At 61.0% G+C, this 17,156-nt stretch carries 15 protein-coding genes; 11 read left to right on the top strand and 4 right to left on the bottom strand.

Going from position 1 to position 17,156, the window contains the following annotated elements:
• Positions 1 to 68: 68 nt before the first annotated feature.
• From acnA to LJ360_RS18210, 8 genes are all read left to right on the top strand, one after another.
• Positions 69 to 2,831, top strand: coding sequence for an aconitate hydratase AcnA (acnA, locus tag LJ360_RS18245; protein ID WP_264994682.1), 2,763 nt, complete (start codon positions 69 to 71; stop codon positions 2,829 to 2,831).
• A gap of 109 nt (positions 2,832 to 2,940) precedes the next feature.
• Positions 2,941 to 3,261 (top strand): DUF2288 domain-containing protein, encoded by a 321-nt coding sequence (locus LJ360_RS18240; protein WP_264994681.1) that lies wholly within the window; start codon positions 2,941 to 2,943, stop codon positions 3,259 to 3,261.
• 7 nt (positions 3,262 to 3,268) lie between these two features.
• On the top strand, positions 3,269 to 3,640 hold the full coding sequence (locus tag LJ360_RS18235) for a hypothetical protein (protein WP_091851916.1): 372 nt from the start codon (positions 3,269 to 3,271) through the stop codon (positions 3,638 to 3,640).
• 36 nt (positions 3,641 to 3,676) lie between these two features.
• Entirely contained in the window at positions 3,677 to 4,585 is a 909-nt protein-coding gene (locus tag LJ360_RS18230; RefSeq protein WP_264994680.1) for a lysine exporter LysO family protein, read from the top strand.
• Positions 4,586 to 4,720: 135 nt separating this feature from the next.
• Positions 4,721 to 5,932: an EAL and HDOD domain-containing protein gene (locus LJ360_RS18225; RefSeq protein WP_264994679.1), complete on the top strand. Its 1,212-nt coding sequence runs from the start codon at positions 4,721 to 4,723 to the stop codon at positions 5,930 to 5,932.
• Between the two features lie 117 nt (positions 5,933 to 6,049).
• Complete coding sequence (locus LJ360_RS18220) at positions 6,050 to 6,712, top strand: SCO family protein (RefSeq protein WP_264994678.1); 663 nt, start codon at positions 6,050 to 6,052, stop codon at positions 6,710 to 6,712.
• Positions 6,709 to 8,217 (top strand): methyl-accepting chemotaxis protein, encoded by a 1,509-nt coding sequence (locus LJ360_RS18215; protein WP_264994677.1) that lies wholly within the window; start codon positions 6,709 to 6,711, stop codon positions 8,215 to 8,217. Before LJ360_RS18220 ends, LJ360_RS18215 begins: the two co-directional genes overlap by 4 nt.
• A gap of 114 nt (positions 8,218 to 8,331) precedes the next feature.
• Complete coding sequence (locus LJ360_RS18210; RefSeq protein ID WP_264994676.1) at positions 8,332 to 9,471, top strand: response regulator; 1,140 nt, start codon at positions 8,332 to 8,334, stop codon at positions 9,469 to 9,471.
• A 32-nt stretch (positions 9,472 to 9,503) separates the two neighbouring features.
• Here LJ360_RS18210 and LJ360_RS18205 read toward each other — a convergent pair whose 3' ends face one another.
• Positions 9,504 to 10,322 carry a TatD family hydrolase gene (locus tag LJ360_RS18205; protein ID WP_264994675.1) on the bottom strand — a complete coding sequence of 273 codons (819 nt, stop codon included), beginning with the start codon at positions 10,320 to 10,322 and terminating at the stop codon, positions 9,504 to 9,506.
• Between the two features lie 125 nt (positions 10,323 to 10,447).
• Here LJ360_RS18205 and LJ360_RS18200 point away from each other — a divergent pair, with 125 nt between their 5' ends.
• Genes LJ360_RS18200 through LJ360_RS18190 form a run of 3 tightly spaced genes read left to right on the top strand, consistent with a single transcriptional unit; the run spans position 10,448 to position 13,772 of the window.
• Positions 10,448 to 11,269, top strand: coding sequence for a polyphosphate kinase 2 family protein (locus LJ360_RS18200; RefSeq protein ID WP_264994674.1), 822 nt, complete (start codon positions 10,448 to 10,450; stop codon positions 11,267 to 11,269).
• 57 nt (positions 11,270 to 11,326) lie between these two features.
• Positions 11,327 to 11,890 carry a heme NO-binding domain-containing protein gene (locus LJ360_RS18195; protein ID WP_264994673.1) on the top strand — a complete coding sequence of 188 codons (564 nt, stop codon included), beginning with the start codon at positions 11,327 to 11,329 and terminating at the stop codon, positions 11,888 to 11,890.
• Entirely contained in the window at positions 11,883 to 13,772 is a 1,890-nt protein-coding gene (locus tag LJ360_RS18190) for a putative bifunctional diguanylate cyclase/phosphodiesterase (RefSeq protein ID WP_091851896.1), read from the top strand. The genes LJ360_RS18195 and LJ360_RS18190 overlap by 8 nt, the downstream gene beginning before the upstream one ends.
• 23 nt (positions 13,773 to 13,795) lie before the next feature.
• On the opposite strand, the gene LJ360_RS18185 is transcribed toward LJ360_RS18190, so the two are convergent.
• The 3 genes from LJ360_RS18185 to LJ360_RS18175 form a co-directional block, all read right to left on the bottom strand.
• Positions 13,796 to 15,787: a TRAP transporter permease gene (locus LJ360_RS18185; protein WP_264994672.1), complete on the bottom strand. Its 1,992-nt coding sequence runs from the start codon at positions 15,785 to 15,787 to the stop codon at positions 13,796 to 13,798.
• Between the two features lie 72 nt (positions 15,788 to 15,859).
• Entirely contained in the window at positions 15,860 to 16,678 is an 819-nt protein-coding gene (locus tag LJ360_RS18180; protein WP_264994671.1) for a TAXI family TRAP transporter solute-binding subunit, read from the bottom strand.
• Positions 16,675 to 17,013: a hypothetical protein gene (locus LJ360_RS18175; protein WP_264994670.1), complete on the bottom strand. Its 339-nt coding sequence runs from the start codon at positions 17,011 to 17,013 to the stop codon at positions 16,675 to 16,677. Before LJ360_RS18175 ends, LJ360_RS18180 begins: the two co-directional genes overlap by 4 nt.
• Positions 17,014 to 17,156: the final 143 nt, after the last annotated feature.

Here is a 17,156-nt window from a genome sequence, read left to right as displayed (position 1 = left end):
AAATCGGTGGCCGAGGCCCGGCCAGATTACGCCTTCACGCATTTGACGATCAGAAAAGGAGGCAACACATGTCGAATGACGGTATCAGCAACGACAGTTACAACACCCTCTCCACCCTGGATGTGGATGGCAAGACCTACCACTATTACAGCCTGCCCAAGGCGCAGGAAGCACTGGGCGATCTGGGTAAGATGCCTTTTTCCCTCAAGGTGCTGACGGAAAACCTGCTGCGATTCGAGGATGGCGTAACGGTAGAGAAAAAACACCTTGAGGCCATGGTGCAGTGGCTCAAGGATCGCCGTTCCGACACCGAGATTCAGTTCCGCCCGGCGCGGGTGCTAATGCAGGACTTTACCGGTGTGCCCGGGGTGGTGGACCTGGCGGCCATGCGTGAAGCAGTCAAAAAGGCTGGCAAGGACCCGGCACTGATCAACCCCCTGTCGCCGGTGGACCTGGTCATCGACCACTCGGTGATGGTGGACAAGTTTGGTGACGCGTCGGCATTCAGGGACAACGTCACGATCGAGATGGAGCGCAACCAGGAACGTTATGAGTTCCTGCGCTGGGGCCAGCAGGCCTTTGACAACTTCCGTGTGGTTCCTCCAGGCACCGGTATCTGCCACCAGGTCAACCTGGAATACCTGGGCAAGACCGTGTGGCACAAAGAACAGGGCGGCAAGAACTTTGCATACCCGGATACCCTGGTAGGCACCGACTCCCACACCACCATGATCAACGGCCTGGGGATCCTCGGCTGGGGTGTGGGTGGTATTGAGGCGGAAGCCGCCATGCTGGGCCAGCCGGTATCCATGCTGATTCCCGAAGTGGTGGGTTTCAAGATCACCGGCAAGCTCCGTGAAGGCATCACTGCCACCGACCTGGTGCTGACCGTCACTGAAATGCTGCGAAAGAAGGGCGTGGTGGGCAAGTTCGTGGAATTCTATGGCGACGGTCTCAAGGACATGCCCGTAGCCGACCGGGCCACCATCGCCAACATGGCACCGGAATACGGTGCCACCTGTGGCTTCTTCCCGGTGGACGAGCAGACCCTGACCTACATGAAGCTGACAGGGCGCGACGACCATCAGCTGGAACTGGTCAAGGCGTACGCCAAGGCCCAGGGCCTCTGGCGGGAGCCGGGCCACGAGCCAGTTTACAGCGACACCCTGGAGCTGGACATGGGTGAGGTGGTCGCCAGCCTGGCCGGCCCCAAGCGGCCCCAGGATCGCGTACCTCTGACCAAGATGAAGTCCGCCTTCGAGCTGGTGATGGAAACCGCCGAGGGTCCCAACCAGCTCCGTGAGGAGAAGTGGGAGTCCGAGGGTGGCCAGACCGCCGTGGGCATTGAGGACAGCTACGAGCACCATGCCAGCCAGCCATTGATGCTGGATGGCGAGAAATGCCGCCTTGATCCGGGTGCGGTGGTCATTGCGGCCATTACCTCCTGCACCAACACCTCCAACCCCAGCGTGATGATGGCTGCCGGCCTGATTGCGCAGAAGGCGGTGGAAAAAGGCCTGAGCACCAAGCCCTGGGTAAAGACCTCGCTGGCGCCGGGCTCCAAGGTCGTCACCGATTACCTCAAGGTGGGTGGTTTCCAGGATGACCTGGACAAGCTTGGCTTCAACCTGGTGGGTTACGGCTGCACCACCTGTATCGGCAACTCTGGCCCGCTGCCGGAAGAAGTCGAAAAGGCCATTACCGACGGTGATCTGACCGTCGCGTCTGTGCTCTCGGGCAACCGGAACTTTGAGGGCCGGGTGCACCCACTTGTACGGACCAACTGGCTGGCGTCACCCCCGCTGGTGGTTGCCTATGCCCTGGCGGGTAATGTGCGCGTGGACCTTACCAAGGACCCGCTTGGTACCGACAAGGACGGTAACCCGGTTTACCTGAAGGACCTCTGGCCCAGCCAGCAGGAAATCGCCGAGGCGGTAGAGAAGGTGAAAACCGACATGTTCCGCAAGGAGTACGCGGAAGTCTTTGACGGCGATGAAACCTGGCAGTCCATCAAGGTGCCGGAGAGCAAGGTGTACGAGTGGTCGGACAAGTCCACCTACATCCAGCATCCGCCGTTCTTCGAAGGTCTTGGACCGGAGCCGGATGCCATCGAAGACATCCGCGACGCCAATATCCTGGCCTTGCTCGGAGACTCGGTGACCACCGACCATATTTCACCCGCAGGCTCCTTCAAGGCCGATACACCGGCCGGGAAATACCTGCAGGAGCACGGGGTGGAGCCGAAAGACTTCAACTCCTACGGTTCCCGTCGTGGCAACCACGAAGTGATGATGCGGGGTACCTTTGCCAACGTCCGTATCCGTAACGAGATGCTCGATGGCGTGGAAGGTGGATTCACCAAGTTCGTGCCCACCGGGGAACAGATGGCCATCTACGATGCTGCCATGAAGTACCAGGAGCAGGGCACGCCACTGGTGGTTATTGCCGGCAAGGAGTACGGCACCGGTTCCAGCCGTGACTGGGCTGCCAAGGGTACCCGTCTGCTGGGGGTCAAGGCCGTGGTGGCTGAGTCCTACGAGCGCATCCACCGCTCCAACCTGATCGGTATGGGGGTAATGCCCCTGCAGTTCCCGGAGGGTGTGGATCGCAAGAGCCTGAAGCTGACCGGTGAGGAGACCATCAGCATCGAAGGCCTGTCCGGCGATATCCAGCCGGGCCAGAGCCTGAAGATGACGGTCACCTACAAGGATGGCTCAACCGATACCTGTGATCTCAAGTCCCGCATTGATACGGCTAACGAGGCGGTGTATTTCCGCCATGGTGGCATTCTCCACTATGTGGTGCGGGAGATGATCAAGCAGGCATCGTAGGTTCTGTCAGCAATGTTGCTTTAACTCTCCAGGCTGGCGGCGTACTTGCCGCCGGCCGCCTTTCATGCGAGGCTCTCGGCTGAATACGCTGTTGTTTCCGAGGATAAGCATGACATCCCCCCGATCCCGCAACGAAATCAGGGCTTCCCTGAACCTGGAAACCTCCCGAATTGGCTGGCGAGAGCTGCAAACCTACTATGCCCGAGGGCATGTGGTACGGGTTGCGCCGGAACTGGATCTGCTGGATGTGGCAGCGGAGCTGACGGCGGACAACAAGGCCCAGTTCCAGCACTGGATGAGCCAGGACCAGGTGGGCGACGTCAGCCCCGACCTGGCCCGTACCTGGTATGACCGGGAAGCTGAACTCTGGGCGGTGGTCGTGGCACCGTGGGTGCTGGTCCAGGACCGGCACGACAGGAAATTGCACTGAGCATGCCATGAAGCTGCACTACTTCCACGGTCGCTCGCCCCTGCACTCGCTGGTGCTCTGGCAGGGCAAGCGTCGCCTCGAGCTCCACATCAAGAAGGTGTCTGGTGGCATCTGGTCCGTGCTGGTTCTGGCAGGCGGGCCGGATGGCCAGCCCGATGTCACTCGTTGTCGGGGGCCCTACCCTGATCGTGAGAAAGCCGAAGCGGCGCTGCGACAGCTTGCCGGCAATCTGTTGGAGCAGGGGTACAGTCCCAGCCGTGATGAGCCGGTTCAGTGGACCGTCTGCGCCCAGCGCCTGGCCAGGGACCTGCGCCAGCAGGCCGAAGCAAATCAGGGCCACTACCGGTTCGATCCGGAACAGCCCGAACCTACGCTCTGACCCTGAACCCTTCCGTTTACCCGATAAGAGACTGCCATGCTGGCCGGTGCCCTGCTGATCCTTCTGCCATTATTTCTTGGCTTCGCCGTTCCACTGAATAACCGTACCGTGATGACAGCGGTTCACCACAGTGTGGATGGACTGGTGTATTTTATCCTGGCCCTGCTGGGTGTTGGCCTCGGCCAGATGGAAGGGCTGGGCCTGCAATTGGCGGCCATGGCGGCACAGGTGGGTGTGCTGGTGACCGGGCTGTTGGTGTTGAACCTTGCAGGTCTGTGGCTATGGCACCGTTGGCAACCCATGCACGTCGAAACCGGCACCGCCCGCGGTGCGACCAGTTACCGGCGCCTTTTCCTCGCTGCGGCGAAGCCGCTGGCGGCTGTGATGGCAGGCTTGCTGGCAGGCTGGTTCCTGCTGCCGGCCCTTGACTGGGTCGAAGACCTTGCCACCTGGGCCCTTATGTTGCTGCTGCTCCTGATCGGCCTTCAGCTCCGTAACGCTGGCCTCTCCCTTCGGCGCCTGCTGCTGAACCGGCAGGGTCTTGGCATTGCGGTATCCCTCTCAGTCAGTTCGCTGCTGGCGGGGGTACTGCTCTCCCCGGCGTTGCAGGTGCCTATGTTCCAGTCCCTGGCCCTGGCGGCCGGGTTTGGCTGGTATTCGCTGTCTGGTATTGTGATCGGTGACGCGCTCGGGCCCGCCTGGGGTGGGGTGGCCTTCCTCAATGACGTCATCCGGGAGATCATCGCCCTGGCACTTATCCCGGTGATCATCGGGCGGCGACCCGCTATGGCAATCGGTTATGGCGGGGCTACTGCGATGGATTTTACGCTGCCGGTCATTCGCAGCAGTGGTGGTCTCGACTGTGTGCCGGTGGCCATTGCGTCCGGATTTATTCTGTCGTTCCTGTCGCCGGTGCTGATGGCGTTGTTCCTGTCTCTGATATAAACGACGATCCATCATGGGGCGGTTCGGCTTGCCTTTCTGTGGTCGACGGGTACATGATCTGCGCTGGTCCGGGACTGCCTGGAACCCGTTCGGGAAGGGATAATCGCCCTGAAACAGGAAAACGGAAATTGTGTGATGGCGTCACAAACCTTGCTGGCCGCTCAGCCCATCTATAACCGCGACAGTGAAATGGAAGCTGTGGAGCTGCTCTACCGAAATGACCTCGGCCAGAGTGCGCTTGCGGTGGGTGAGCAGCAGGCGACCAGTGAATTGCTCTTCAACTACTGCACCGGCATCACCAACCATACAACCCATTACGGCACGCGCGCCTACATCAACGTGTCCGCCGACCTGTTGCTTTCCGGTATTGTACTGCCGGTGGACCCCGACAGGGTTATGGTTGAACTGGTGGAGCGCATTGACCCTACGCCCGAACTGGTGGCGGCGGTGCGTCAATGGTTTGACGCCGGGTTCCGCTTTGCGCTGGATGACTTCGCCTTCGGTGAAGACTGGGCGCCGCTGCTGGAAATGGCAGATGTCATCAAGGTGGACGTTTCCCAATTCACTCCGGAAGCCGTGGCGGAACACAAGCATCGGCTGGCCCATCTGCCGGTTCGCTGGCTGGCGGAAAGGGTTGAAGACCAGGAAACCCGTGACCGGTACCTGGCCATGGGGTTTGATCTGTTCCAGGGTTACTTCCTTGCCCGCCCGAAGCTTATCTCGGGACAGAAAATGACCGCTTCCGGTATCCAGTTGACCCGGTTACTGGCATTGCTCTATCAGCCAGATCCGGATATTGGTGAACTCACCCGTGTATTGTCCCAGGATCCCGACCTTTCCCTGAATCTCGTCCGCATCGTTAACAGTCCGCTTTACCGCGGTTCGGGCAAGATTTCATCGGTGAGGGAAGTGGTTATCCGGCTAGGGCTGACCAACCTGCGTCACTGGGTGTCGATGCTCAGTGCCATGCGGACGGTCAACAAGGAACAGGCCCGGCTGGTACTGATACGGGCCCACGTCTGTGAATCCCTCGCAGAGCGGGTGAGGGTCAACGCCCCTGACCGAGAGGAGGCTTTCCTTACCGGGCTGCTGTCCGGCGCGGAGATCATGCTGGGGGTGCCAGCCGATGAGTTTATTGACACCATTGACCTGCACAACGACATCCGCAAGGCCATTCTGCACCGCAAGGGCAGCCTGGGGCGGGTGCTGCGCCTGGCGATCACCCTGGAACACGCCGTGGCCATGGGCACCGACCTGGACAAGTGGGACACGCGCCTGCTCAGGATCTATGATCAGTCCGCCAGCCGGGTTCAGCGGCTTATCCGTGAACTCCATGCCCCTGCGTAAGCGAATATACGATCCCGACATCCAGATTTCCTGATTCTGCGTAAAACGCGTACAGATTATTAAAAGTTCGTTATATCAATATAGCGAGCTCGCGTGATTCACAGGCAGGTAAGGTCCTTGGTATCCAGAATTCTCCCCGGCGGGCAGCGATGGCTGTTGGCTACTGCGTTTCTCGTAATCCTGTTGGCGGTTCTGGCAATCTTGCCGGTCTTGCCTTCCCTGCTTTCCGGCAGCGGGTATTACGGTTTGCGGGTGGATTTGCCCGCCCCATCCCTCGTGGAGCCCGGTCAGGGAGCTCAGGTGCCTCCCCCGGAGGGCCTTGCCCTGGTGTTCTTTGGTTACCAGAGCTGCGGTACGGTGTGCCCGGTACAACTGACCAACCTCCTCACCCTGCAGCGCAGGCTGGCGAATGCGCCGGTCCACTTTGTGTTCGTGACCCTCGACCCGGAGCGGGACAGCCAGCAAAGGCTGGACCAGTTGATGGCGTCGCTGGGGCCGATGTTTGTGGCAGTCCGGCCGGAGTCAGGTGCGGCTGCGCGGCAGCTGGCCAGCGGTTATAACGACTATGCCCACAGGGTGGGCGGTGGTGAGGCCTACGAGCTGGACCATTCTGCCCACCTGCATGTTGTATCCAGCCGGGGGCGACGGGAATTGCTCTATACCACCCCCGACCTTGACCTTGATCGGGTTATTGAAGACCTGACTCGTATACTCTCTGAGCAGCCTGCGAAGTCGCTGGCTGCCCACACGACGCCTGCACTGGAGTTGGCAAGCCAATGATGTCTGATACCCAGTTTACCCGCCGGGACGCCCTCAGCAGTGACCGGCAAATGTTGTGGATACTGCTGGCCCATGTGCCTGTGGTCGGATTGTTGGTTCCCGTCGGTTATGGAACCCACGTGTTCGCTATCGTTGCTTCGGTGCTCGTTGGCCTGGTGGTGTCTGCCGCCTACGCATCAATCCGGGGTACCCGTGGCTTTTCGGTAGTGGCTGCCACGGCGTTGATGGTGTTCTCTGCCATCATGATCCAGGCACAGATGGGCCGGATCGAAATGCACTTCCATATCTTCAGTGCCCTCGCCCTGGTGATGGTCTATCGGGACTGGCTGCCGATCCTTGTGGCGGCCGGGGTGATTGCCGTGCATCACTTGCTGCTCACGGCCCTGCAACTGTCCGGTGCCAGCCTCGGCGGCATGCCGCTGATGATTTTCAACTATGGTTGCAGCTGGTCCATCGCCTTTCTGCACGCGGCGTTCGTGGTATTCGAAGCCGGAATCCTAGTGTTCTTTGCCCTGCGGCTGGGTCGTGAGCGGCAGGTTACCCACAGCATCATGGAGCTGGTGGAACAATTCCGCCAGGACGGGGATCTGAGCGGGCGCCTGGATGAAAGCTCAGACGACACCGCACGGGCCTTCAACAGCATGCTTGACCAGTTCTCCGGCCTTATACGGGAGGTAGGCTCGCTATCGGCCCAGCTAAGCAGCACGGCTGGCGCCCTGGATGCCATGAGTGACCGCACGACCGCAATCCTTGGTGAGCAGAATGACCGGCTCGGCCAGGCGGCCAGCGCCACCGAAGAGATGACAGCGACTGTGCATGATGTGGCACGCAATACCCAGCAAGCTTCCGAGGCATCTGCCGAGGCTTCCCGTTCAGCGAACGTCGGCACCAGGCAGGTGGGTGAGGCAGTTGCGCTGACTGATGCTACAGACCAGGCCCTGCAGTCCTCTTCCGAGGCAGTCAAAAGCCTGGTGGGCAATGTGGACAGTATTGGCCAGGTCGTGGGTGCCATTAATGACATTTCCGAGCAGACCAACCTGTTGGCGCTGAATGCCGCCATCGAGGCTGCCCGTGCCGGTGACCAGGGGCGTGGCTTCGCCGTGGTTGCCGATGAAGTGCGCAACCTGTCCCGGCGCACCCAGGAATTCACCAGGGAGATCGGTGCCACGATCGATACCTTGTCTGCCGGTGCAGAACAAGCCCTGGCCGCACTGGAAATGGGGCAGACCCGTTCCCGGGAGACATCCCTTGCCATCCGGGCAACCGGAGAGGCCATCGATACCATTCGCCAGGCAGTTACCCAGGTCACCGACCTGAGCATGCAGATCGCCTCGGCTACCGAGCAGCAGGCGGCTGCGTCAGTGCATATCAATGAGAGCGTGCAGGGAGTGGCCAGCCAGAATCAGGACGTGGTAGGGCAGGCGCAGGATGTGCGCGGGCTCGCTGCCGAACTCGATCAGCTTGCGACCGGCATCAACCGTCTGATTGAGGGCTACCGGGCCTGAGCCCGGAATGATCGCTGGCACACGGTTTGAATGGGCCGGGGATGGTTTATATGGTAGTTTCCTGATAAAGATGATGCTCAACGGCCAATCGCCCGATACCTGGTAGCCTGACCCATGAACGTACTGATACTTGACGCGGATGTTCCCATGGCGGAACTGATGGAAACCCTCGTTTCCGGCCTGTTTTCCCGGGCCCGCGTTCACAGTTATCGTACCCTTGCCGAGGCCAGGGCCGATCTGGAGGAACTGCGTCCGGAGCTGGTGGTGTGTGATTGGGACCTGCCGGATGGTCGCGGCCTGGACCTGGTGCGGGCCGTCCGCCGCCTGGATCGGGAGGTGCCGGTGTTGATGGTGTCTGAGAAGGTCGACCGGGAGCGGGTACTGGCCGCCGGCCGGCTGCATATCCAGGGTTTTGTACCGAAACCGTTTACGGCTACCGCGATGCAGGAGCGCCTCAAGACTTTGCTACCCACCGCGCAGCCCGGTGGTCCGGAAACGAGCTTTGAGGTCATGCTGCGCCGGGCCCGGGATACCCAGGCCTATCTTCCGGCGGAACTGGATCCAGCCAGCGTCATGGCCCTCGTGGAGCGGGCCGGGGAACTGTCAGTGGGGGACCTTTCCGATGCCTGGAAGAGCCAGCCTGCGGTAACCGCCCGTTTGCTGGACGTGGCGAACACCAGCGCCCTGCGCCGCTCCGGCGAACCCTGCAGCAGCCTGCGGGAGGCCATTCGCATGTTGGGCATCCGCATGAGCCTGAATCACGCCCTGGCGCTGGCCCTGGATATTTCCCACCGCCTGTCTGACCCTGCCCTGAAAAGCCTTGCCGAGGAGCAGGTCGCGAAAAGCTCGGAGCTGGCAGAGCTGGCCAGCGGTATGGCCCGTAAGGTAGGAGTGGATGCCTCCCTGTGTTACACCGCCGGGCTGCTGCACCGGATTGGTGAGTTGGCGGTCATCAGTACCGCCCAACAGTTTATTGCCTCGGACGGCGCCCTCGATGACGACGATGTGGAGCGGGCCTTATACGAGTGGAGTGGCACATTGGGCAATGTGCTCAAGGTAGCCTGGCGCCTGCCGCTGCCGTTGCGCAACCTGATTGGCGCGGCCTATATGCTGCCCCGCGGCAGTGGTGAGCGGGACAAGGCTGTCATGCGGGCCGCTTGGCTGATGTGCAACGACATGCAGGAAAGTGAAGAGTGTGATCGCCTGCTGGGGCGGCTGGGGCTGGATGTGGCCAGCGCCCGGGCGCCGGCCTGACACGAGTGTTTTCTCCAACGTAGCCTTTTGCGTCAGTGTGCCCCTTCCTCCGGGAAAAAGGTGCGCATACTGGCCTGCCAGGTGGCGCTGAGAACCTGTTCCAGCGGTAACTCCTTGACCTCGGCAATCTTCTCCGCCACGAAGGGCAGGTAGAAAGGCGCATTCTCCCGGCCCCGGTAAGGCACGGGGGTAAGGAACGGCGAGTCGGTTTCCAGCAGGATCTGCTCGACAGGAGCCATGCGTACGATGTCTCGCACGTTTTCCGCCTTGTTAAAGGTGGTTATTCCGTTGAACCCCAGGCACCAGCCCTGGTCCAGTGCATAACGGGCCAGCCCAGGGCCGGATGTAAAGCTGTGGATGACGCCCCTGCGTTCCAGGGTGTCTTCGAATTCTGACAGGATCGCGATGGTGTCCTCGTCGGCTTCGCGACTGTGAATGACCACGGGCTTGCCCAGGTCAGCTGCAATCTGCAGCTGGCGCCGGAACACCTGACGCTGGACCTCCCTGTCAGCGTTATCGTAGAAATAGTCCAGCCCGATTTCACCCACGGCGACGATCTTGTCATCGGTCGCATGTTCGCGGATTTCCGCCTCACAGGCATCCGAGTAGGCTTCCGCCTCATGGGGGTGAACGCCCTGGGTGCCGTACAGCCAGGGTTGCAACTGGCTGAGTGCTCGTACCTGGGCCAGGTTATCCGGGGAAACCGCGATGGTAATCACCCGCTCGATGTTGACACTACGCACCTTCTCAAGGGTCTCCTCCAGGGGACGGTCCTTGAGGTAATCCAGATGGCAGTGGGTTTCGATCAATGGCTGATCGAAAACCGGTATTTCTCGTCTCTTGCGACTCATAACTGCTAACCTGATCGTAAATAACGCAAGTTTATCATCAACCCGCGCGCCGCTTATATGTCGGTCCGGGTAATCACTGGTATAGGGTTGATCAATAACCCCGCCGCTGCGAGATTCTGCCCTGCATGTTTTCCACACCTTTCAACGAAACCTGGCTGTACGATCCCCGAAAACCCTCACTCCACGACTATCCCTCCGACATAGAGGATGACGGCGTACCGGCACTGCAGCCGAGTCTTGAACTGATTGGTGAGCACCAGCGCCGGCTCTGGGCTAATGGTGAAAAAGCCTGCCTGATGGTGTTTCACGGGCTCGATGCCAGCGGCAAGGATAGCCTGGTACGTACCCTGGCCACCTATATGGATCCGGCGGGTTTCCATGCCTGGTCCTTCGGGCGGCCTAACGGTATCGAGGCAAAGCATGACTTTCTCTGGCGGGTCGTGCCCTATCTGCCCGCCCTTGGCGAGTTGGTGGCCTTCAACCGCAGTCACCATGAGGCGGTAATGGCAGAGCGGCTCTGGCCGGTGCGGGATGAAAGTCATTACAACTGGCAGGCCCGCTACAGTGCCATTCGTGCCTTCGAGCAGCACCTGGTGCAGGAAGGCACGACCGTACTGAAGGTCTGGCTGCACTTGTCAGAAGAAGAACACCGGCAGCGACTGATCAAGCGGCTGGACAAACCCCGCAAGCGCTGGAAGTTTGACCACTCGGATATTGAGGCCTGGAAACGACGGCAGGAATACCTCGGTGTGGTGGAGGAGGCCATTGCCGCCACCCATACGCCGGAGGCACCCTGGTTGATTCTGCCGGGGGACCGCAAGCCGATAGCCCGCGCATTGATGGCCAGAATCCTTGCGGAACAGCTGGAGGCCCTGGCGCCGGAGTACCCACAGGAAGACGACGAAGTACTTGAACAGTATCGGGAACTGCTTCGTAAGGATAGTTAACAGAGCAACGCGCTATCCTGCTACCAGGGTCCGCGCACAACCGGATGCAACAACACCATGATTGGATTTATCCAGAAAGTTCTGGTGGATATCATCCGCACGGAAGGCGGTGAAGAGGCCCTGGTGGCCATCGGCAGGAAAGCGGGCCTGGATGAAGTGCCCGACTACCGTATTGACCGGGATTACCCGGACGATGAGTGCCTGCGACTGCTGCAGGCGACGAGCGAGTATTTCGGCCTCGACGAAGACGCGCTTTACCGGCTCTATGCGGATCACTTTATCCGGGAGTCCCGGCAATTGTTCCCCATGTTCTACCAGATGGCGGGCTCGGCGCGGGCGTTCCTGGAGCGCCAGCCCCGTATCCACACGGTGCTGGCTTCAGGCCTGCGCAACGAGGAAAGCCGGGAACGGGTCCGTGACAAGTTCGAGATTGACCAGCAGGGCGATGACCTGCTGGTCACCTATCGCTCTCCCAATCGCCTGTGTGGCTTGTATGAAGCCCTTTTTAACCGGGTGTTGCAGGAGTTTGGCGAGACCGGGTTCATGAAGATCCTCGACTGTCAGAAGCGGGGAGCGGAAGCCTGCCGCTTCTGCCTGAAGGTGGAGGCACCCGGTGAGTGATTCTGAACGCCGGCTGCGGGCCAGGATCAACGAGATTGCCGACCAGCTCTGCCAGGCGATCGACGGTCGCTATGACTTCCACCTGAGTACCGATTCCGAAGACCTGGATGTGCAGAAGCTCTCCGTGCTGTCCAACTTTGTGCTGGAATCGGTGCGCCGTAATATCCGGGAGCTGGAACGCGCCCGGGACCAGCTGGAGGAAAAGGTACAGGAGCGTACAAGGCGGCTGGACCTGATTATCCAGGGCGCCAACGATGGTGTCTGGGAGTGGGATTTCGAAGAAGACCAGCTGCAGGTCTCTGACCGTTGGCTGGCGATGTCGGGATGCCAGGAACTGGGGCACCGATTCAGGCCTTCAGAATGGGTCATGCGCATGCACCCGCAGGACCGGGGTCCGTTCAGCGAGGCCATGCTCAACCACGCGAATGGGCTGAGCGAGCGGTTCTCCTGTGAATTTCGGCTGCAGGATGGCCGTGGTGGCTACCGCTGGATGGTCGCCCGCGGCATTTGTGAGATGGATCCGGTGACCGGTTCCCCCCGCAGAATGTCTGGCACCCAGGCCGACATGACCGAACAGAAGTTCGTCGACAGCACCACGCGCCTGCCCAACGCTGAGTACCTGGACCTTGTGCTGCAGCAACGGTTAGCAGAAGGGAGCGGTCAGGTCGGACTGCTGGTGGTGGTGTTCTCCAATCTGGCCCTGGTTCGCGACTCGCTGACGCCGGCGGAGGAGCGGGCCTTGGTGCGGGAGGTACGCCAGCGCCTGCACCGCTGCCTGAGGCCCGGGGAACTGGTCGCACTGCTGGCGGATAACACCCCCGCTGTGCTGGTCCACGATGCGGATGAGGACGGGCTTCGCACCCGTGCCCGGGAATTGATGCAGCAGTTCGACGAGTCCCTGTTGCTGAATGAACGCCGGGTCTGGCTGTCCCTGGTGGTCGGGGCTATACCGGGTGAGGACGGCCGGTTCATTGGCTCAGCCGACATGCTGCAGGCCACACGCACCATGCTGCGGCGGGTCCGTAATGCGGCCACCGGCAGTTTCCTCGTCTACCAGGACGAGATGCGCCAGCGTAACCGGGAACGCCTGGATGCGGAGCAGAGCCTGCGCAGTGCCTTACGCCATGACTGGGTAGAGCCCTTTCTGCAGCCCCTGGTCAACTTGCAGACAGGTGAAGTGGACGCCTTCGAGGCACTCTGTCGGATTCGTCACCCGGACCTGGGGCTGATCTCCCCGGGCCTGTTTATTCCGGTAGCAGAGGAAACCGGACTGATCGGCGCGCTGTCCGACGCCATGCTGATCAAGACCCTGCCACTGATGAACGACCCGTTGCTGACCCAGGTCTATGGCGAACACTTTTCGGTGAGCCTCAACCTGTCCCCGGCGCAACTGCATGATCCTGCCATGGCGGACCACCTGATCCGGGAACTGCACAGGGCGGGCGTGGATCCTCGCCGGCTCAAGGTGGAAATCACCGAAACCGCGGTGATGGCCGATGCCAGTATCGCCATGGTGGTGATGAAAGAGCTGCGGCGGGCGGGTATCAGCGTGGCACTGGACGACTTCGGCGCCGGTTATTCATCCCTGGGCTATCTGCGTCAGTTGCCCCTGGACCAGCTCAAGATTGACCGGTCGCTGGTGTCCGGTATTGATTCAGACAGCGAGAAACGGGCGATCATGGAGATGATCCTGACCCTGTGCGAGCGACTCTCGCTCTCTGTGGTGGTGGAAGGCATCGAGAATGAGAGGGAGTTGAGCTGCCTGGTGGGCATGGGCGCTCATATCGGGCAGGGTTTCCTGTTCAGCCGTCCGCTACCCCGGGATGAGCTGGTTGCGCAGGTTCCCCGCCGCGGCATCCTTGCCCTGGCAGGGGGTCAATAACAGGAAGGCCCGGCCGGTAAGCGTCAGCGTCCGGCCAGGGCCGGCTGTCGGCGCTGGGCCGCCCAGGCCAGCGCCAACGCGGGAATGATCAGGACGGCGCTGATCATTGACAGCTGCAGGTTGGTCAGCGGTACCGGGCCACCTCCGGGGATAGCCAGCAACAGCCCGCCGATGATCAGTGCTGCCCGAATAGGCCACTGCATCATGCGGCTGGCGGCGAGGTTACCCACCCCGAGAATCCAGCCCTGCATGGAGCCGGCAATCAATACCACACCGGCCAGCGCCTGCAGGATGACCACCAGGATTTCGTTCCAGCTGCCCTGGAAGATCAGCGCCGGATTCAGTACGAACAGGAACGGAATAAAGTAGATCACGCTGCCCAGCCGCATGGCCTGCAGGCCGGTTTCCATTGCCCGTGAGCCCGCCACGGTTGCGGCGGCAAAGGCGCCCAGGGCGACCGGTGGGGTGATAAAGCTGAGCATGCCCCAGTACAGGATGAACAGGTGCACAGCCAGCGGATCCATGCCGCCGCCGTTGATCAGGGCCGGCGCCAGCGCCACGGCCAGGAAGATATAGGCAGCGGTTACGGTCATCCCAATGCCAAGGATGAAGCTGGTTACAGCCCCCATCATCAGCAGCACCAGGGTGTTGCCCCCCGCCAGGTAGATCAGGTCATTGGCAATGGTGCCGGATAGGCCAGTGACGGACAGTGCGCCTACCAGCAGACCCACACCGGCCAGGATGGCAATCAGCTCGGCAAACAGCTTGCCTGCTCCGCCGAAGAATTCCTTCAGGTCCTGCCAGCCCCAGCGCTGGTAGGGCAGCACCTGGTTGATGACCAGCAGCAGGGCAGTTGCGTAGAAGGGGGCCGTTGCCTCACGGCGCAGGAAGAACAGCATCCAGATCAACAGCACAAACACGAAGATAAAGTACCAGCCTTCCTTCAGGGTCTGACGCAGAGACGGCAGTTCGGCCGCCGGCAGCCCCTTGAGGTCGTGGCGCGCAGCGTAGGCGTCAATCTGGATAAACAGGCCCAGGAAATAGAGCACCGATGGCACCACGGCAGCCAGGGCGATGGTGCCATAGGGAATGTTCAGGAACGCGGCCATGATAAAGGCCGTGGCACCCATGACCGGTGGCATCAGTACGCCCCCGGTGGATGCGCAGGCCTCCACACCGGCGGCGTAGGATTTTCCGAAGCCAACCCGGCGCATGGCGGGGATGGAGAGCACGCCGGTGGTCATCACATTGGTGATCACGCTGCCGCTCATGGAGCCCATCAGTCCGCTGGAGAATACCGCCACCTTGGCGGGGCCGCCCCGCACATGGCCGAGCAGGGCAAAGGCGAGGTTGATAAAGAACTTGCCGCCGCCGGTTTTCTGCAGGGCGACGCCAAACAGCAGAAAGCCGATGACCAGGTTGGCAAAGGCCTGCAGGGGAATCCCCATGATGCCTTCACGGCTCATGGCCAGGTAGATGGCGGTCTGGTCCGGTGTTGAAGGAAAACCCTGGATCGGCCCCGGTACCTTATCGGCAAAGATGGGGTAGAGGCTCGCCAGCCCGACGATCACCGCAATGGGCAGCCCGCCGGCGCGGCGGATGGCCTCCACCACAATCGCCCAGAACAGGAAACTCATGGTGATCGCATAGTCCGGGGCCGCGTACTCCCAGCCGCGGTCCAGGATCTGCTCGGCGTTATAGACAAAGAATCCGCAGATACCGGCAGCGGCGAGGAACAGCAGGATATCGTACCAGGGCACCTTGTGGCGGCTGGCAAAGCGGTTCATGGGCCAGAGTACGAACACCAGTGGCAGCATCAGCGCCACCACCATATAGAAAAACTGGCTCTCCACCTGGGTGACCAGGTTAATGAGCTGAAGGTTGAACAGGTAGTCGATGGTAAACAGGGTCAGGGCCAGGGTGGCCAGGCGTGGCAGCCAGGGCCAGAGGCCTGGCAGGTCACGAACACCGGAAATGTTCTCCGGTTTCTTTTGATCAGTGGGGGATTGCGTCATGGTGCTGGAAACCCGGTAATACGGATGAGCGCGGCGGTGGCTGCGACCACCGCCGCGGTTTCAGGGCGCGTCTTAACGGAATACCGGGTTCATGCCGGCTTCTTCCAGGGCTGCGGCCCGGGCTTCCATCCAGCCTGCCTTGAATTCGTCCTCATCCGAGGGCGTATCGCCGGCGGTGTACTCATCCCAGGTATCCAGCAGGATCTGCTGACGCTTGACCAGCATGTCCTGGTGCGCCTGCATTTCGTCGGTCCAGTGTCCGATTTCCTTGTAGTACTCCACAACGGCATCGTGGAACGGAACCACCCACTGCATGTTCTGGTTCTCCAGGGCATAGCCGGCGTTGCCCGGGGCGGCATCCTTGTACTTGTCATAGTCCTCGGTAAAGACCTTCACCAGGCTCTTGACCAGTGTGTCATCCGTATCGGCGTTGGCGACCACGATGGGATACGGGTAGCTGGATCCAATCCAGGGATCATCCTTGCTGATGCCGGCGCCGGAGGTCACCTTGTGGGGCTGGAAGTAGGGCGCTACGTCGTTCAGGCGCTGCCAGCCTTCCTTGTCTTCCGGGTCCAGGGTCAGCCAGGTGATGCCCCGGGGACTGGCCGCCAGTTGCTGGGGGCCGCCCGCCACGGAGACGGTAAACGCGGTGTCGGTCTGGTTGGCGATAATGCCCTCAAAGGCACGGCCATAGCCGGGAAACTCCACGCGCTCCACGTCATCCCAGGTCAGGTCACCAAAGGCCAGCATCGCCTCGGTGCCCAGGTTGAGGGCATCGTCGCCCCGTATCCAGGAAATACGCTTGCCCTTGAGGTCATAGGGGGTTTCAACGCCGATGTCACCCGCCACGGCAATGCTCAGGCCAAAGCTGGCGATGGAGGTGGTGATCACCCGGATCGGCTGGGGCCCCAGTTTTCACCGGCAAACATCAGTACACCCTCGGCGCCGTAGTAGGCGGCAATGCCGCAGGCACATACCGGTACCCGGTCTGTTTTCAGGGGGGTCATGCGGGAGACGTCGTTCTCCCCGGGCAGGATGCGCAGGGATACGCCGTATTCATTCTGCAGCAGGTTACCGATCGAAACCATCTGGGCGTAGCCAGCGGAACTGGTGCCGTAGGCGGTCATGCCCAGGGTGTTGGGCAGGTCGACACCTTCAGCGCTGAACGCCAGGGCAGGGGCGGAGGCCAGTGCAAAGGCCATGACGGACCTTTTCAGGTTGAACATCGCGTTGTCCTCTTGTCTTTGTTGTATTTGTGGTTGCAGGTTCCGCAAAGCGGAACAAAATTCTGTTGTAGTACAAATACCTTAGTCAGTCATCGTTCAGACTGTCAATCAAAAATAGGACAAGCGCTCGATGTTGTCAGGGG

The organism is Marinobacter sp. AN1 (assembly GCF_026013985.1).
Classification (GTDB): Bacteria; Pseudomonadota; Gammaproteobacteria; order Pseudomonadales; family Oleiphilaceae; genus Marinobacter; species Marinobacter segnicrescens.
Note: the sequence above shows the minus strand (reverse complement) of the source record. Positions and strands in the feature narration are given on the sequence as shown.